13 protein-coding genes are annotated in these 15,749 nt (G+C 40.1%); 8 read left to right on the top strand and 5 right to left on the bottom strand.

Features of this window, described 5'->3' with window-relative positions:
• Both G3T18_RS22240 and G3T18_RS22235 read left to right on the top strand, forming a co-directional pair.
• Window positions 1-1,269: Ig-like domain-containing protein (locus tag G3T18_RS22240; RefSeq protein WP_224412789.1), on the top strand; the 1,269-nt coding region annotated here is incomplete at its 5' end.
• Between the two features lie 86 nt (window positions 1,270-1,355).
• Window positions 1,356-2,309: a DMT family transporter gene (locus G3T18_RS22235; protein ID WP_224412788.1), complete on the top strand. Its 954-nt coding sequence runs from the start codon at window positions 1,356-1,358 to the stop codon at window positions 2,307-2,309.
• A gap of 151 nt (window positions 2,310-2,460) precedes the next feature.
• On the opposite strand, the gene G3T18_RS22230 is transcribed toward G3T18_RS22235, so the two are convergent.
• Window positions 2,461-5,016 carry an HD family phosphohydrolase gene (locus G3T18_RS22230; protein WP_224412787.1) on the bottom strand — a complete coding sequence of 852 codons (2,556 nt, stop codon included), beginning with the start codon at window positions 5,014-5,016 and terminating at the stop codon, window positions 2,461-2,463.
• Window positions 5,017-5,212: 196 nt separating this feature from the next.
• A complete protein-coding gene (locus G3T18_RS22225; RefSeq protein ID WP_224412786.1) occupies window positions 5,213-6,160 on the bottom strand; it encodes an ADP-ribosylglycohydrolase family protein in 948 nt (315 codons plus the stop codon).
• Window positions 6,161-6,211: 51 nt separating this feature from the next.
• On the opposite strand from G3T18_RS22225, the gene G3T18_RS22220 reads away from it, so the two are divergent.
• The 6 genes from G3T18_RS22220 (at window position 6,212) to G3T18_RS22195 (ending at window position 13,299) form a co-directional block, all read left to right on the top strand.
• Entirely contained in the window at window positions 6,212-7,687 is a 1,476-nt protein-coding gene (locus G3T18_RS22220; protein WP_224412785.1) for a mechanosensitive ion channel family protein, read from the top strand.
• Between the two features lie 74 nt (window positions 7,688-7,761).
• Window positions 7,762-8,811: a hypothetical protein gene (locus G3T18_RS22215; protein ID WP_224412784.1), complete on the top strand. Its 1,050-nt coding sequence runs from the start codon at window positions 7,762-7,764 to the stop codon at window positions 8,809-8,811.
• A gap of 82 nt (window positions 8,812-8,893) precedes the next feature.
• Window positions 8,894-9,748: a mechanosensitive ion channel family protein gene (locus G3T18_RS22210; protein WP_224412783.1), complete on the top strand. Its 855-nt coding sequence runs from the start codon at window positions 8,894-8,896 to the stop codon at window positions 9,746-9,748.
• Window positions 9,749-9,753: 5 nt separating this feature from the next.
• Window positions 9,754-10,911, top strand: a complete 1,158-nt coding sequence (locus G3T18_RS22205) for a hypothetical protein (RefSeq protein ID WP_224412782.1) — start codon at window positions 9,754-9,756, stop codon at window positions 10,909-10,911.
• Window positions 10,908-11,771: a mechanosensitive ion channel family protein gene (locus G3T18_RS22200; protein WP_224412781.1), complete on the top strand. Its 864-nt coding sequence runs from the start codon at window positions 10,908-10,910 to the stop codon at window positions 11,769-11,771. The genes G3T18_RS22205 and G3T18_RS22200 overlap by 4 nt, the downstream gene beginning before the upstream one ends.
• Before the next feature lie 304 nt (window positions 11,772-12,075).
• A complete protein-coding gene (locus G3T18_RS22195; protein ID WP_224412780.1) occupies window positions 12,076-13,299 on the top strand; it encodes a sensor histidine kinase in 1,224 nt (407 codons plus the stop codon).
• Between the two features lie 26 nt (window positions 13,300-13,325).
• Here G3T18_RS22195 and aroQ read toward each other — a convergent pair whose 3' ends face one another.
• From aroQ to G3T18_RS22180, 3 genes are all read right to left on the bottom strand, one after another.
• Window positions 13,326-13,790, bottom strand: a complete 465-nt coding sequence (aroQ, locus tag G3T18_RS22190) for a type II 3-dehydroquinate dehydratase (RefSeq protein WP_224412779.1) — start codon at window positions 13,788-13,790, stop codon at window positions 13,326-13,328.
• Between the two features lie 9 nt (window positions 13,791-13,799).
• Window positions 13,800-13,943 carry a hypothetical protein gene (locus G3T18_RS22185; protein WP_224412778.1) on the bottom strand — a complete coding sequence of 48 codons (144 nt, stop codon included), beginning with the start codon at window positions 13,941-13,943 and terminating at the stop codon, window positions 13,800-13,802.
• Between the two features lie 370 nt (window positions 13,944-14,313).
• A complete protein-coding gene (locus G3T18_RS22180) occupies window positions 14,314-15,564 on the bottom strand; it encodes a competence/damage-inducible protein A (RefSeq protein ID WP_224412777.1) in 1,251 nt (416 codons plus the stop codon).
• Between the last annotated feature and the right edge of the window lie 185 nt (window positions 15,565-15,749).

Genomic DNA, 15,749 nt, shown 5'->3' with positions numbered 1-15,749 from the left:
ACAGCCGAAAATACAGCGATCGCGATCGCCGTTCTCAACAATGATACCGACAGCGATGGTACTCTGGATTTAAGCAGTGTCACTGTAGTTACTCAACCCAGTGACGGTAATTTACAAGTTAATTCAACTACGGGAGTTGTTACTTATACACCCGATGCAAACTTTACGGGTAATGACACTTTCACTTACACTGTAGCTGATAATGAAGGTGAAAATTCTAACCCAGCTACTGTTAATATTACCGTTAATCCGGTGGAAGAAGTTCCTCCAAGTTTAACTCTTGAAGATGATAACATTTTCTCTTTTGGTAGTAATGCAACTGAGGAAGTTAATCTCAAGTTTACTCTCGATATATCCACAGGAGTTGATGCTGCTAATACTAATGAAATTGGTGTGGTAGAAGTTGATTCTGATGGTAATATTATTCCGGGAACAGAACAAGTTATTTTCTCTGCATTGAATAACGAAGCCCAGGATTTTCTAGCAGAAAAAGGTTTTTTTGGCAATAGTTTTTCACGAACTTTAACTGGATTAAGTGGTGATTCTCGTTTAGTCTTTTATTTAGTACCAAATAGTACCACTGACGCAGTGGGAAATATCACTCGTAGCAACTCAAATGTAATTTTTGGGTCTACATTTGGTGTTGCTAATGTTTCTGAACAGTTAGAAGTAAGCGAACTAGGAAATGGTTCTTTTGAGTTGAGTTTTGAAGACATTGTTGGTGGCGATCCTCAAGGAGAAGCTTTTGGGGATTTAGTCGTAAATGTCGAACTTACTGACGAAGAATCTATCGGGACAAATTTACAAGCAGAAAAAGAACTTATCGATTTGAGTGACTTTGGTAGCGAACAATTCACCACGGAAATTATTGCGACTGCGAATGCAGGTTTTGATAATGAAGGTGGTTTGTATGTTGTTCAAGATACATCGGGAACAGTTCTCGATCCTTTAACAGGTAATGAACTTTCTCCTAACGATCCTGGTTATGCCGCCGCAGCTTTGGGTAATAGTGTTGTAGAATTCGATAAAATCGATCCCGATCCATTTTTACTTGCTGGTGGCTTTATTTATGCACCTTATCTGAAAGCAAATGGAAGTGAGGAAGAAGTTTATTTTGCTTTTTCGGAAGCTAATCCGGGTGAGTCGAGAGGTGTCGATCACGTTCGTTCAATTGCCGATCGCGCTTTTGCTTTTGAGGATCTCATCGGTGGTGGCGATTTGTCCTATGATGATTTTATCTTTGAGGTAAATCTCGAACCGATCGCTTAATTACCAATAGCGATCGCCAATTCTGACAAAAGTGTTAAGTTGTGTAAAAATTAAAGCAGTAACTAAGCGTAGCGATCGCTTTTGCAATGAACAAAAACCTCAGCTTTCTGGATAACCTGAATCCTCAACTTTCAGCAAATTTAACGGCGATCGCGGCTTTACTCACAGCTATAGTAGCTTTAGCATTTGGTCCAATTTTCATTCGTCTCAGCGAACAGGATCTCGGTGCGATCGCGGCTTCATTTCATTGTCACTGGATTGCTGCGGTATTATTAGGTTTCTGGAATGGGCTAAGAAGTTTCTCTCGTCCACCGGAAGATCGCTCTTCCCCACAACCAATTTCCGAACAAACTTCAGTTATTGCTTTACTATTATTAGGAGGAATTTTTTGGTCTGCGACAATTTGGTGTTGGTTTTGGTCATTAGGTCAAACTAGCGTCGCTAATGCTACCTTACTACGAAGTTTAACGCCCATTTTCGTTACTTTGGGAGGTTGGTTAGTTTGGGGAAAAAAATTTGACCGTAGATTTATAATGGGGATGATTGTCGCGATCGCCGGAAGTTGTGCGATCGCCTTTGATGACTTCCAAATCGGGACTAGCAATCTCCAAGGTGATGTCGCGGCTTTAATTTGCGCGCTACTTTCAGGTGTAAGTTTACTAATTTTAGAAGAACTCCGTACCCAGTTGAAAACCTCAAAAATACTTGCATGGCGTTTGGTACTTGTTGCTAGCTTAACTTTCCCAATTTTACTGTTTACTGAGAACAATTATTTCCCTAATTCTTGGCAAACTTGGACAGCAATAATTGCACAAGCCGCGATTTGTTTATTAGTTGGTCAAGGGTTAATAGTTTACTGTTTGAGTCACTTATCTTCTGGTTTTGTTGCTGTTACTTTTCTCGTCGAACCTCTGCTGTCTGCAAGTCTCGCTTGGTTGATTTTTCTCGAAAGATTGAATTTTTCTAACTGGGTAGCTTTTTTTATCGTTCTCTTAGGGATTTATATCGCTAAATCAAGTCAATCTGCTTGGAAAGCATAAGTCTTTCAGTTAGCAAGTAGCCGGATTTATCAGTTACCAGTAGAGATTGGAGACAAGGAAGACAAAGAAGACAAAGAAGACAAAGAGCAAGTGGATAGTAAACTGATAACTGATAACTGTTCACTGTTCACTGAACCCAATCCCCAATCCCCTACTTAGAAGCTTGCTGAGGTTCGAGAGCAGCTTTAGGATAAGCTATTCTTTTATGATTATACTGTTGCCAAACTCGGACAAAAACTTCAGCAATGGTTTTTAATTCCTCCAACTTTAAACCCGAATCTTCTAATTGTCCATCTTGCCAACGAGATTTGAAAATTTTACTAACCGTATTCAAAGCAGTTTCCGGAGTTGCATCAGTCAGCGATCGCAAAGCAGCTTCGCAAGCATCAGCTAACATAACTATTCCCGTTTCTTTCGACTGTGGTATCGGTCCATCATAACGAAAATCACATTCTAAAACTGGACGACCTTTTCTTTGGCTAGCTTGCTGTTTTGCCTGAAAATAAAAATAGGAAATGAGTAACTTAGCTTGATGTTCGGGAATAAAATCGCGTACTGCTTTTGGTAGTCCGTACTTTTTCGCCATAATCAGTCCTTCACTAACGTGCTTTTTAATAATTTCCGCACTCAGCCAAGGATCGTTAATTTCGTCATGTTTATTTGGTCCGCCCATTTGATTTTCAATAAAAGCCAAAGGGTCGTGCATTTTGCCGATATCGTGATAAAGAGTTCCCGCGCGAACTAACTCGACATTACAATGTAATTCTCGTGCAGCAGCTTCAGCTAAAGAAGCCACAAACATTGTATGTTGAAAAGTCCCCGGAGCTTCAGTAGCGAGGCGCTTGAGTAAAGGACGATTAGGATTAGATAACTCAGCTAAACGAATTGGTGTAACCAAATCAAAGAGTCGTTCCAAATAAGGAGAGATTCCCAGTGCAACCACAGTCCAAGCCAAACCAGATAAGCCAAAAACCACAGCTTCAGGAAGTATAGCGTACCAAATCGTACCCGCATTAGCACTAATAATCAAATTAACGAGCAGATTGACTCCTCCCTGAGTCAAACCAACCGCACCACCAAGCAAAGCCAACTCATCACGAGATCGCATTCTCGCCGCCATTACTGCTGCCAGAGTACCGCCAGCCACACCAGCGATCAAATACTCCCAAGAAAGTGCGATCGCACTCACACCCACACTACCAAAACCTACTAATCCGGTCACTAAACTAACAAGAGTAACTCCTAACGTCGAACCGTAAAAGCTACCTACCAACAAACCAATTGCAGGTAAATTGTTGTAAGGCACGCCAAAAACTGCCAAAAGTGGTGAAGTCAAACTCATCAACAACAGCAAAATATGGTCGCGGCGGCGTAACCTGGGCGAAACTCGTCGCTTAACCAGCCAAAAAATTCCCACTGCACCCCCACAAACAACTGCACTGCCAAACAAGCCAGTCCAGTTGATCCCGCGCCGACTCAAACCGAAATGATCCAGCAGGACAAAATCTTCTTGAGTAATTTCTTCACCAAGTTTGACAATTATTTCTCCTTTGCTGACTTCCGCAAATTCAATATCTGCATTTTCTGCGGCTTGTTCTGCCCGACGTTTAGTTTGTTCTTGATCTTCAACTAAATTAGCTTTAGCACTTAATACCTTGAGCAAAATATCTTGAGCTAAAGGCTCAGTTAAAGCAGGAACAAATGACTCTAGCTGGATACTTATTGCCTCTTGTAACAAATAATCAGGCAATCCTGGAGGAATTCCTTGAGTGAGAATACGTGCTTTAGCACTACGAATACCTTGTTTGGTTTCCTGCCAAGTTTCCTCTCGTAAATCTAATAAAGTCACACCATATTCCTTGCCGAACTTATCTCCGGTGACTTCCGAAATCAAGCTAAGTGCTTGAGTATAACCTTGACGAGCGCGAGAAATTTCGATTAGCAAATCATTAAACTCTTCAGGTGAAGTTGCTTGACGATAAGCTTGTAGTTCGGCGACAGCTTGCTGCAATGCCGGAGTGAGTAGAGACGCACCCTGCTTTTTCTCTACATCTGGTTGAGAAAAAGAGAGTTCAGCGACACTTAGTTGTTCCGATGTTTCTTGTTCGAGTGCTACTAAAATTGTTCGCCATTCCCATTCTTCACTATCGCGGAGATACCGTTGGCTAGGTAAAGAGATAATTTCTGGATCGAGAAAAGGAAAAGAACCCGCAGTCTCGCGGAGTTTTTCAATTTCTGAAAGGATTTTTTCCAATTCGCGATCTACATTGGCGCTAACTTCGGTATCTAGTTTGAGAATTGGGAATAAAGCTTTGCGAGCTGCTTCCCGGTTAGCTTCAGTAGTTTTGGTATCCTCAACTTTAGCATCACCAGGAGCGCGAATTGTTTCGGGAGCTTGAGTACCGACAGCTAGCTGAGGTTGGTTGTAAAAACGATGACCAACCACACTGGTGAGAGAAACCACCGCCAAGACGAACATAACTGGGCTTTGAGCCTGGCGGGTTCTGCTTGTTTGACATCGATCGCAGCGAGAAACCCGTTTTGGCACATCTGTACTTTCCAAGTTTGAGCGATCGCCCTTTAAGATTGGGTCGCCAGTCGTGTTTTTAGATGTCTCAGTTTCTTTGGAGAAGGGAAACCAACGGAGATTTTGGTATCTTCGTCCCCATCCCTCTATTCGCCGTGTCAGTGAATGAAACTTTCTCATAGCCTATAGTGTGAGGGCAACAAAACTGTCAGCAAAACTTAATGCAAGGCATCTTACACTAAGTTGTCGATTGCTGTTTGCCTGGTTACAATTTTCGGGGTGAATAAGGAGTTAAGCTTAATTGTAGGATCTAGATATATCCCATAGGCTTGTCTCCCGTACATCTTTCTACCTTAAGCAATCGAGTTAAGAATGACTATTCTCTCTGAGAGATAATTTGCAGTTGAGGGCGAGGCTTAATTGTTCCGCCGGCACCCACGGCTGCACTGGTAAGTAACTGTTCGTTAGTGTTTTCTAGTTGGTATACTCCTGACCACACGGCAAACAGAGAGGCTGCTAGTTGTAGTGCTTTGCGACCTAGTTCGTGTTTTTTAGTTGCTAAACGCCATCTTAAAGGTATTCCACTCAAAGAGTTATAAGCTCCGGCGATCGCGCCTGTGAGGGCGGCAACTTTTGCTGGTGCGTAGCCTGTTTGTAATGCTCGCAGTACGCAGAGGCGAAAGTCTTCGGGTGTTGTACAAAAACAATACAGGGCTAGGGGTATAGCAAGATCTTGGCTTTTACTTTGCCCAGATAATTCTCTGACTGCTCGATCTAAGTTAATTTTTTTGGTTAACAAAGTTTCTACTAGCGCCAATTTTTGGCTCAAGGGCGAGTTCTCTGTCGGAAGGTAATTATTTAAGATTGTTTTAACTAAGTTGCGAGGGTCGCTTTTTTCTCGTAACAGCAGCGCGATCGCCTCTCCCCAAGCGATCGCCTCTGCTGTGTCTAAATCTGGACTTTGCCAAATTGATGCCGCGATCGCTAAATTTTCTCGCAATAAGCTCGGACTTTCATGAAAAAATAAGATCGCAGGCAGAATCGCGATCGCGGTTTCACTGCTCGAAGCACTATTTTTTAATTTCAGCAGAGAATCTTTCTTCAGATGGATTTCCTCTAACCATTTTTCTCTATTTAATTTACCTCGGCTAATTAAACTTGCACAGCCGAGAAAACCGATCTCGCTCTCTAGAGAAAGCATCTGATTGGCAAATGGTCGGGCATTTTGATGACTTGCTGTGGTTGAGCTACTGTTACCCCAAAAATTCCCAATCAGGCTACCTAGTAATGCTCCCTCAAATCTTCTCAAAAGTGAATAGCGCATTGTCAATCTGCGAGCTTTTTGTACATCTTCAGTTATGGTATTGCAAAAATCATGAAAAAAATCTATCAATTGCTAGAAGTAATTCTCCTCATCGGGTTTTATCCTGTTTTACAGAAATTTCTGGCTTTATTCTCTCTGCAAAAACAAAACACGATCGGCATTATTACTCATCGTTCGTGGCGCAAGCAAGGCTCAAAAAAATCTTATATTCTCATTGTAATCGCTGTTTTTTTCTTGACAACTGTTTCACCTGGACTCACTCAAGACGAAGCCATACCAGTTCAAAGCGCACCCAATGGAGAAAGCTTACAGCTTCCTTCCCAAGGACTTTATTTTGCCGATGTGTTGGTCAGAGGTAGACCTGTTTTTCAAGTCGGTAGCCTTTCGGATCTTTCAGCCCAAGATCGGGCGCAAATTATTAATCGACGACTTGCGAGTATATTATCCCAGTCCGATCCTGTCGAACAAGTTACCGTTAATCCTGATAATCCGCGTCAAATTGCAACGCTACAACTCAACAATCGGGTATTAATGACTGTCACTCAGCAAGATGCTGAGGATTTTGGTTTATCGGTGGAGGAACTGGCTGAAAAATGGGCAAATCAACTTAATCAAACTTTAGACAAACCGCCTTTAGCGATCGATGTTGGACAGCGCGTTTATATTACAGTCAGGGATCTGTTGCGAGATACAATTAATAATTTACCTTCCCTGATTGGCGCGATCGCTGTAGTTTTATTAACTTGGTTAGTTGCGAAAATTGCTCGCCGTTTGTTTCGAGTTTGGGCAGAACAAACTGAAGGAAATCGGAATACTGAAATTTTAATCGGGCGTTTGGGCTACGGTGGTGTTTGGATTGTTGGTTCGGTAATTGCTCTCGGTGTTTTAGGACTTGATTTTGGAGCGCTTTTGGGAGCTTTGGGTCTGACAAGTGTCGCAATTGGTTTTTCTCTTAAAGATGTTTTAAGCAATTATATTTCTGGGGTAATTTTACTAGCTGCTCGACCCTTTGGCATTAACGATCAAGTAGTAATTGGCGATTATGAAGGTACGATTATTCAAATCGAACTTCGGGCAACGACAATGAAAACTTATGATGGGAGAATGGTTTACATTCCTAATCAAGAAGTTTTTGAAGCTAGTATTATTAATAACACGGCTTCACCCAAACGTCGTAGTTCAGTTATAGTGGGAATTGATTATGGGGAAAATATTAGTCAAGCGCAACAAATTATTTTCCAAGCTTTATCAAGTGTTTCGCAAGTAGAATCTACACCTGAACCAGAAATTTTAGTTCGGGAATTAGCCGCTAGTACCGTCAACTTAGAAGTGCGTTTTTGGGTGGATTCGCGGCGCAGTGGTTTCTTAAAGACAACTTCTTTAGCAACTAAAGCAATTAAAGAAGCACTCGAACGTGCTAATATCGATATGCCTACCGATATTTATACTCTCATGTTCCGCAACTCGGCTCAAGTGGCGATCGCCAATAACGAGCGCCAAGAAACTCTTGATAATCAGACAGTTTAAATTAGCGATCGCTTTCCTGATTTTAGAGATGTTGTTGACAATATCTCTCTTTTTCTAATTACCAATAAATTTTCGTGTTAGAACGTTTAATAACTCAGTTTACAAACCAAAAAAATAAGTCAGATTTAGAACTTTCTTTAGAGGAATTACCAGAAGAAATTGCCTCGGAATCTCGTCAAGCAATAGCAGATTTAGCTGCTCCGGAACCTTATCGCCAAGTCGTAACAAATGCAGTAACAGAAGCTGTATCAAAGTGGCAAGCTGGTGCGGAAACTGCTAATAGTTTAGTTTTTTTAGCTAGTCCTCTTGAAAATTTGGCTAAATTACTCGATGAAGTAATTTTAAATTCAGAAATATTAGTTGATTTTTCAGTAAATTGTTTTGGTCAACAACGACCTAACGATCTTAGTAAAATTCCCAAAGAATTAGCTAAATTACTTAAAAAATCCGAGCCCCAAATAATCGTCATTCCTAGTTTGTCTCAATGTTTTTTACGCTGTATTGGTGGTTTAGATGGGATTGTTTACTTGCGCGAACAAGTGTTAGAAAATACGCAAGTTTTTTGGGTAATTGGTTGTAACTACTGGACTTGGGAATATTTAGATTATTTATGTCAAATTCGCGCTTACTTTGAAGAAGAAATTTCGCTTCCGGTACTAACTTGGGAGGAAATTCAGGATTGGCTGGAACCAGCAGCAAAGCGAATTAATGCTGATGTGAGTAAAGAAATCCCGGAATTACAACGAATATACCTGGAAAAACTAGCCGGAGTTTATTTAGGAATTCCGGCGGTAGCTGCTTGTTTGTGGCTGCGATCGCTACACTACCATCCCGAATCGAAAACAGTAATTCGACGTAAGCACAGTTTGCCAGATTTACCGAGTCTTAATTCTAGCGATCGCTACTTACTTTATGCTCTTCTCCTTCACAAAAAAATGAATCTATCAGCTTTAGCTACCAGTTTGGGAGAGTCACAAAGTGTAATTCGTGCTGATGTTCAAAAACTGAGAAAATTAAGTTTAATTGAAGCTAATTATTCCCAACTTAACATCAATCCTCTCTACTATCCTAAGTTACGCTTAGAATTATCTCAAAATAACTTTCTCGTTGCAGGAGAAAATTAATTTTATTGGTGATTACTGATTGGGAGAATTGGTAAGTGATAACTGATAACTGTAATTTCCTCTACGTCCTAACTGAAAAAAAATGAACCAAGAACTAATCAACATTCTGGCACAAATTAATTTATCTGAAATAGGTAAAGATTCTCAAAGCTTACTTAGAGATATTACTTTAAGTAAAATAACTCAGGCTTTCTTTATCTCCATTGCTGCTTATTGGGGAGCAATAATTTGTGAAAAATTTATTAATTGGCTTTCGGAACGAGTACCAACACAATATCGGATTGGGATCAAGCAATCTTTACCAATTTTACGCGCAATTGTCTTAATTTCTGCTTCAGTAACAGTATTGAATTTATTTGTTAATCTTTCTACTAATAATTTGCTAGCGTTAACGGGGACAACCGCAGTAGCATTAGGTTTTGCTTTCAAAGACTATGCTAGCTCAGTAATTGCTGGGTTAGTAGCGTTGTTAGAAGCACCTTATCGAGTTGGCGATCGCATCGCGATCGGCGATTATTATGGTGAGGTGGTAGATTTTGGTTTGCGGGAAATTCGCCTCACTACCCCCGATGACAACATCGTTACCATACCTCATAATAAAATTTGGACGGACGCGATCGCTAACAGCAATAATGGTCAGCTAGAAATTCAAGTCATCACTGATTTTTACCTCTCTCATCGCGTCGATATTCAACAAGTAGTTGATATTTTGCGGCAAGCAGCTTATACAAGTAAGTATAATCAGGTTAAATTACCCGTTGTAGTTGCTCTGGAAGAAAAGCGTTGGGGAACTCTATTTCATCTCAAATCTTACGTCATGGATGCTCGTGAAGAAATGGCTTACAAAACTGACTTGATTAAGCGGGTTAAGCAAGCTTTTGCTCGAATGAATCTTGCTTATCCCGTAGTTTCCGATCTACCTACAACTGAATCCTGAATAAAGTGATTTTCACAAAAATTAAAGATAAATTGTTAGCCACTTACAGCGAATTTACTAGCTGGTTCTCTGAAGATAAAAAAGAAGCTACACCCCCAGAAAAATCTTTCACCGAACTGCCACAACAGCTTCAGAAAAGCCTCGATAATGCGATTAGAGATTTGCCGAATCATCCTACTCATTTACAAGCGGTTAAAGAAGCTCTCGATTCCACTTTGTCAAATTGGCTTCACAATCTTTCTTGTACAAATAACAGTCTAGCTATCTTATCCAGTCCTGTTGAACCAATCTCGCTAATCCTCCAAAACAGTTTAGAAAGTTGGGAAAGCGATCGACAAATTACTGTGAAAATTTTACAATGGCAAACTAGACCAGAAAATGCGAATAATCTGCAATCAAAACTACTAAAACAACTTGGAAGAGCGACTTTAGCCCAACAGGAAAAAAAATTAGAAATTATTATTATCCCTAACTTAACTTATTGTTTCTTACGCTCAGTAGAAGGATTAGATGGAATTGAATATTTGCGAGACACCCTACTCAAAGATCGCTCTCGTTTTTGGATAATTGGTACTGGGCGGGTTGCTTGGGAATATCTTAATACTGTTTGTAAAATAGACGCTTATTTTGACAAAACTGTCTCTCTAACACCCCTGAATGATGAACAATTACAAGCTTGGTTAAAGCCAATCATCAAACAGTTACAAGTTGATTTCAGCAAACATCAAGAGCAATCGGGCGATCGCCAAATAACCGCAGAGAAACGTTATTTTCAAAAGTTAGCTTATGCTAGCAAAGGAATAAGCAGTGTAGCAGTGGCTTTATTCAAGATTTCCTTATCTTACGAACCAAATGAGTTGGATTCTGAAACACAAAATAATCCAGTCAAAGCTTTAGATCCTAGTTTACCTAAATTGCCCGATCTTAGTGCTGAAGAACATTATGTGTTATTTTCTGTGTTGTTACATTCAAAGATTACTTTATCTCATCTAGCTATTAGTTTAGGTGACGATGAAAGCAATGTTCAGCACTTAGTTCAAATTTTGTGTCGTGCAGATGTTCTTAAACTAGAAGATAACTTATTAACTGTTAATCCGCTTTATTATCCCCAATTGCGAGATGAATTAGATTATAATAACTTTCTTATTGCTGAAGACGAATGATTTACCAATCGCCCCTAATTAAATCTACCTTAATTTTCGCTCAATCTGCGGGTGAAGCTGCTAATGAAACTGCCGAACAAACTAGAGAAATTTTAGCGGAAATTACTACTTGGAAAGTTACTCAAGCACTCATTCTTATCGGTTGCGCTTATATTTTTGTGCAAATAATTGATAAGTTAGTTAATTTTATCTCCGAAAAAGTTCATCGTGAGTGGCGCTTAGTAATTAAACAATCTCAACCTTTTTGGCGAATGTTGATTGTATCGCTTGTGGCAGTTATTTTGATGAATTTATTTTTGAATTTATCGGAAAATAATTTGTTAGCAATTACTGGGACAGTTGCAGTTGCTTTGGGTTTCGCTTTCAAAGATTATGTTAGTTCGGTAATTGCTGGTTTAATCGGATTATTTGAAGTACCTTATCGAGTTGGCGATCGCGTGACGATTAGTAACCATTATGGTGAAATTGTCAGTTACGGTTTGAGAGCAATTCACCTCCGCACTCCTGATGATAATATTGTTGTTATTCCTCATAATAAACTTTGGACTGAAACTGTTTCTAATGCTAATACCGGAGAGTTAGAAGCTTTAGTTGTTACTCAATTTTACTTCGATCACGACTTAGATATTGAATTGGTGAGTAAAATTTTGTATCGAGTTGCCTATACTAGCAAGTATACTCAGTTAAAACTGCCAATTGTCGTAATTGTCGAAGAAAAACCTTGGGGAAGTTTATTAAAATTGAAAAGTTACCCAATGGATGCGCGAGACGAGTTTATTTACCAAACTGACTTAATCAAGCGAGCTAAAGCGATACTAACAAAATACGGTATTGCTTACCCAAAATTTCCAGTTTTGTAACTACTTTAGCTTTGATAACCTTTATACTATTATATTATAAACTGTAAGTAAACCATTCTTTAAATAAAGTTACCTTTTGTTAGTTGTTGTTCAAAAAAAATATTTATTCTTACTCCCAGTTCTCAAAAAGTCCAGCCAGCTAGCTAGGAGGAATTTGTTAGTACCAAGAATTTAGCTTAGAGAATTTGCTGAACTCAAGCTGTGGTTGTAAATCGATAAATTAGTTACAAAGAGCAAGTACAAAAACTTTATTCAAGCAAATTGAAGACGATATTTATTTTTTGCCGTTGTTAGGAATGGATCTATGTCAAATACACCCAATTTAAGAGAAATTCTTGCCGAGAATTCTGATTTAATTATGGAACAATGGATGGAAACTGTTCGTGAAGACCGACGTATAGAAAGTACAGCACAGTTATCCGATACTGCTTTAGGAAATTCTCTTCCCGAACTGTTAAAATCTTTGGCGGTGATTCTGAAAAAATCAGAAGAAAATTCTCTCGAAACCATCATTGAACCTAGTTTAACACATGGAAGTCTTAGAGCAAAGCAAGGATATAATCCGGCTGAAATTGCGCGAGAATATTGTCTTTTGCGGACAACAATTTTTACTGTTTTAGAACCAGGAATAACCCAATATCCTAGTCCAAAAATTCCCCAAATTTATCGTCAAATAGATACCGTTTTAGACGAAGCTTTGTCTCAATGTTTTAACGGTTATGTAGAAGAACGAATTGAAGACTTTAAACAACTTCAAAATCAATTAACTTTAACTAATTCAGAACTCAATCGCCTTCTCGAAGCTAGTAAAGAGCATTTTTCTTATCTTGCTCACGAACTTAAAGCCCCGCTAACTGCGGTTATTGGCTATTCGGAATTGTTACAGCGATTACAAAAAGAAGGTAAAATTAATATTCAGTTGGGTTCTAAAAATATTAATGGTATCGAGCAAGTTTTAGCAGGAGGAAGACATCTGCTCCATATTATCAATGATGCTTTAGAATTATCCTCTGCTCAAGCAAGTAATATCGAGCTAAATATCGAATCCATTGATTTAGACGATCTGATTAAAAAGGTTGTCGAACTATTTGAACCTCAAGCACAGCGCAAAAATATCAGACTGAAGATCGATAGCGATCGCGCACCCGAACAAATCCATACTGATGCTTTTCGTCTCCGCCAAATCCTGACTAACTTGGTTAGCAACGCCGTGCGCTATACTGATACTGGTTCGGTAGAAATTACTTGCACCAGCGAAGATAACTCCCACTTGAGCATTTCTGTAGCTGATACTGGTATTGGCATTTCTCCAAAAGACCAAGAGAAGATTTTTGAACCCTTCTCTACCGCCTTTGTTAACCAAGGTCGTCGTTACGGTGAAGGTACTGGCTTAGGTTTAGCCATCACCTCTCGCTTGGTAGCTCTTCTGCAAGGGGAAATTCAGCTTATTTCTCACCCTGGAGATGGCTCGACTTTTACGCTAATTTTACCCCTGAGTTACTACCAATCGAAAGAACTAGAAAAATAAATTTTGCACCAATATTTTAGATTTTTTTAACTATTTTTTCTCAGATAATTGACCAATCCTTGTAGCCCTAGGCGATAACTTTCACCGCCAAATCCACTAATTTGTCCTAGGGCTACATCTGCGATGTAAGAGTGATGGCGAAAGGCTTCACGCTGATAGATATTGCTGAGATGGACTTCAACTATAGGTAGTTTAACCGCTAATAACGCATCCCGGATAGCTACGCTAGTGTGAGTATAAGCCGCAGCATTAATCAAAATACCGTGATGAACATCCATCGCTTCTTGAATAGCATCTACCAAAGCACCCTCGTGATTAGACTGGAAGCTAGAAACTTTTGCTTGTAGCTTTTCTCCCTCTCGTTCCAAGAGAGAGTTAATTTCAGCCAAAGTCAAAGAGCCATATATTCCTGGTTCTCGTCGTCCTAACATATTTAAGTTAGGTCCGTGGAGAACTAAAATACTTAACTTTTGCAAAGCCTCTGCTGACACTCAACACACCTACTTTGTTCTACGGCGTTGGGGATCTCTCACTGGAATGGGAATCAGTTCTGCTTCTGGTTCTGCTTCTGGTCCTAGTAGGGCTTCAATAATTTTTTGCGCCCATTCTTGTAGTTTTTCCAACACTTTTTCAATATAGTCCATTGGATTAATGGCTCCTGCGAGACTACCTACTATCTGCTTTTTGTGATGATTGGCAAGCGGGACTTTAATTATAATCTCTTGCCGATCTGGAAGAGATTTTTCCTGCTTACTTCCTATCTTATCAAGATTAACAACAACAATCTGAGGGTTAAACTCAGCTTTTTTTGATATTGTGTATTTATATTAAGATTAACACACTTCCTCTGAAAAAAATCATCCTAACTGGGGACTGGGGATTGGGGACTGGGGATTGGGGATTGGGGATTGGGGATTGGGGGCTGATAACTGATAACTGATAACTGATAACTGATAACTGATAACTGTTCGCTGTTTACTGAGTTAAAAGTTGGCGGCGAAGATAATCTGCTGTTTACTGAGTTAAAAGTTGGCGGCGAAGATAATCTAAAGCATTACTTGCACTAAGGTAGCGAATTAAGGAGCGATCGCGATCGCTACCCAAACGAAGTTCTAAACTTTCCACGCTACCATCAGGAGCAGCAATACCCACATATACTAAACCTACTGGCTTCGATTCGGTACCGCCTCCAGGTCCGGCAACACCAGTAATACTAACTCCCCAAGCTACTCCTAATTGTTTTTGTACTCCCAATGCCATTTGCTCGGCAACCGTCGCACTAACAGCACCTTCTCTGGCTAAATCTGCCTGATTTACGCCAAGTAACTTAATTTTGACTTGATTATCGTAAGCAATAATTCCGCCCCAGAAATAATTTGAACTACCGGGAACTTCAGTTAACATTGCACCCACACCTCCGCCAGTGCAAGATTCAGCTACACCAATAGTTTGACCTGCCTCCAGCAACAAATTACCTACCACTGAAGCAAGAGTATCATCATCAGCACCAAAACAATCCTGACCAGCAATTTGACGCAGTTTGGCTTCCACAGGCGAAATTAACTCAATTGCAGCCGCTTCTGAAGGCGCTTTTGCGGAAATACGCAGCCGAACCTCTCCCTTGGCTGCATAAGGGGCAACGGTAGGATTTGTCAAGGCAAAAAATTGCTTAACTTTTTCTGCCAAAGCCGACTCACCAATCCCCCGAAAGCGTAAAATACGACTATAAATAACTTCTTTCCCCCAACCCTGATTTTGCAGAAAAGGAATCGCCGTTTCTCTCCACATCCGCCGCATTTCACTGGGAACGCCAGGAAAAGTCAGAATCGTTAAATTCTCTTTTGGTTGCCAAATAATTCCGGGAGCCGTACCACTAGGATTAGGTAAAATATCAGCACCTTCAGGAATCAGAGCTTGTTTGCGATTACTAGGGGACATTACCAACCCTCGTTTAGCAAACTTAGCGGCGATATCTTCAACGAGTTCCGGTTTTTCCACCAGAGAAACCTGAAAAAAATCAGCAATTGTTTCCGTAGTGAGATCGTCAGGAGTCGGACCCAAACCACCAGTAAAGATTAAAATCTTCGCGCGTTGGGTAGCGAGATCCAAAACCTTTTTTAAACGTTCTGGGTTATCTCCGACCACAGTTTGGTAATAGTGGGGAATGCCCAAATCAGCCAACTGCTGCCCTAAAAACTGGGCATTCGTATTGACAATTTCCCCTAAAAGTAATTCAGTTCCGACGCAAATAATTTCTGCACTCATAAGGTTAACAGCTAAGAGAGTTATCAATTGATAGTTAACAATTATTGCGGAGCGACTTATTTACTGTAAGCTTTGACTGCTCCCCTCCCTCCGCGTTGCTAAAGGGAGGGGATTCTTAAGCCATCCAAAAATAGACTCTATTTGGCGTAGTCAAAGCGCCCCTACTGACTCCTTTGAGAGAAAAT

The organism is Oscillatoria salina IIICB1, assembly GCF_020144665.1.
Lineage (GTDB): Bacteria > Cyanobacteriota > Cyanobacteriia > Cyanobacteriales > SIO1D9 > IIICB1.
The sequence above is the reverse complement of the archived record's forward strand: the minus strand, read 5'-3'. Positions and strand labels throughout refer to the sequence as shown.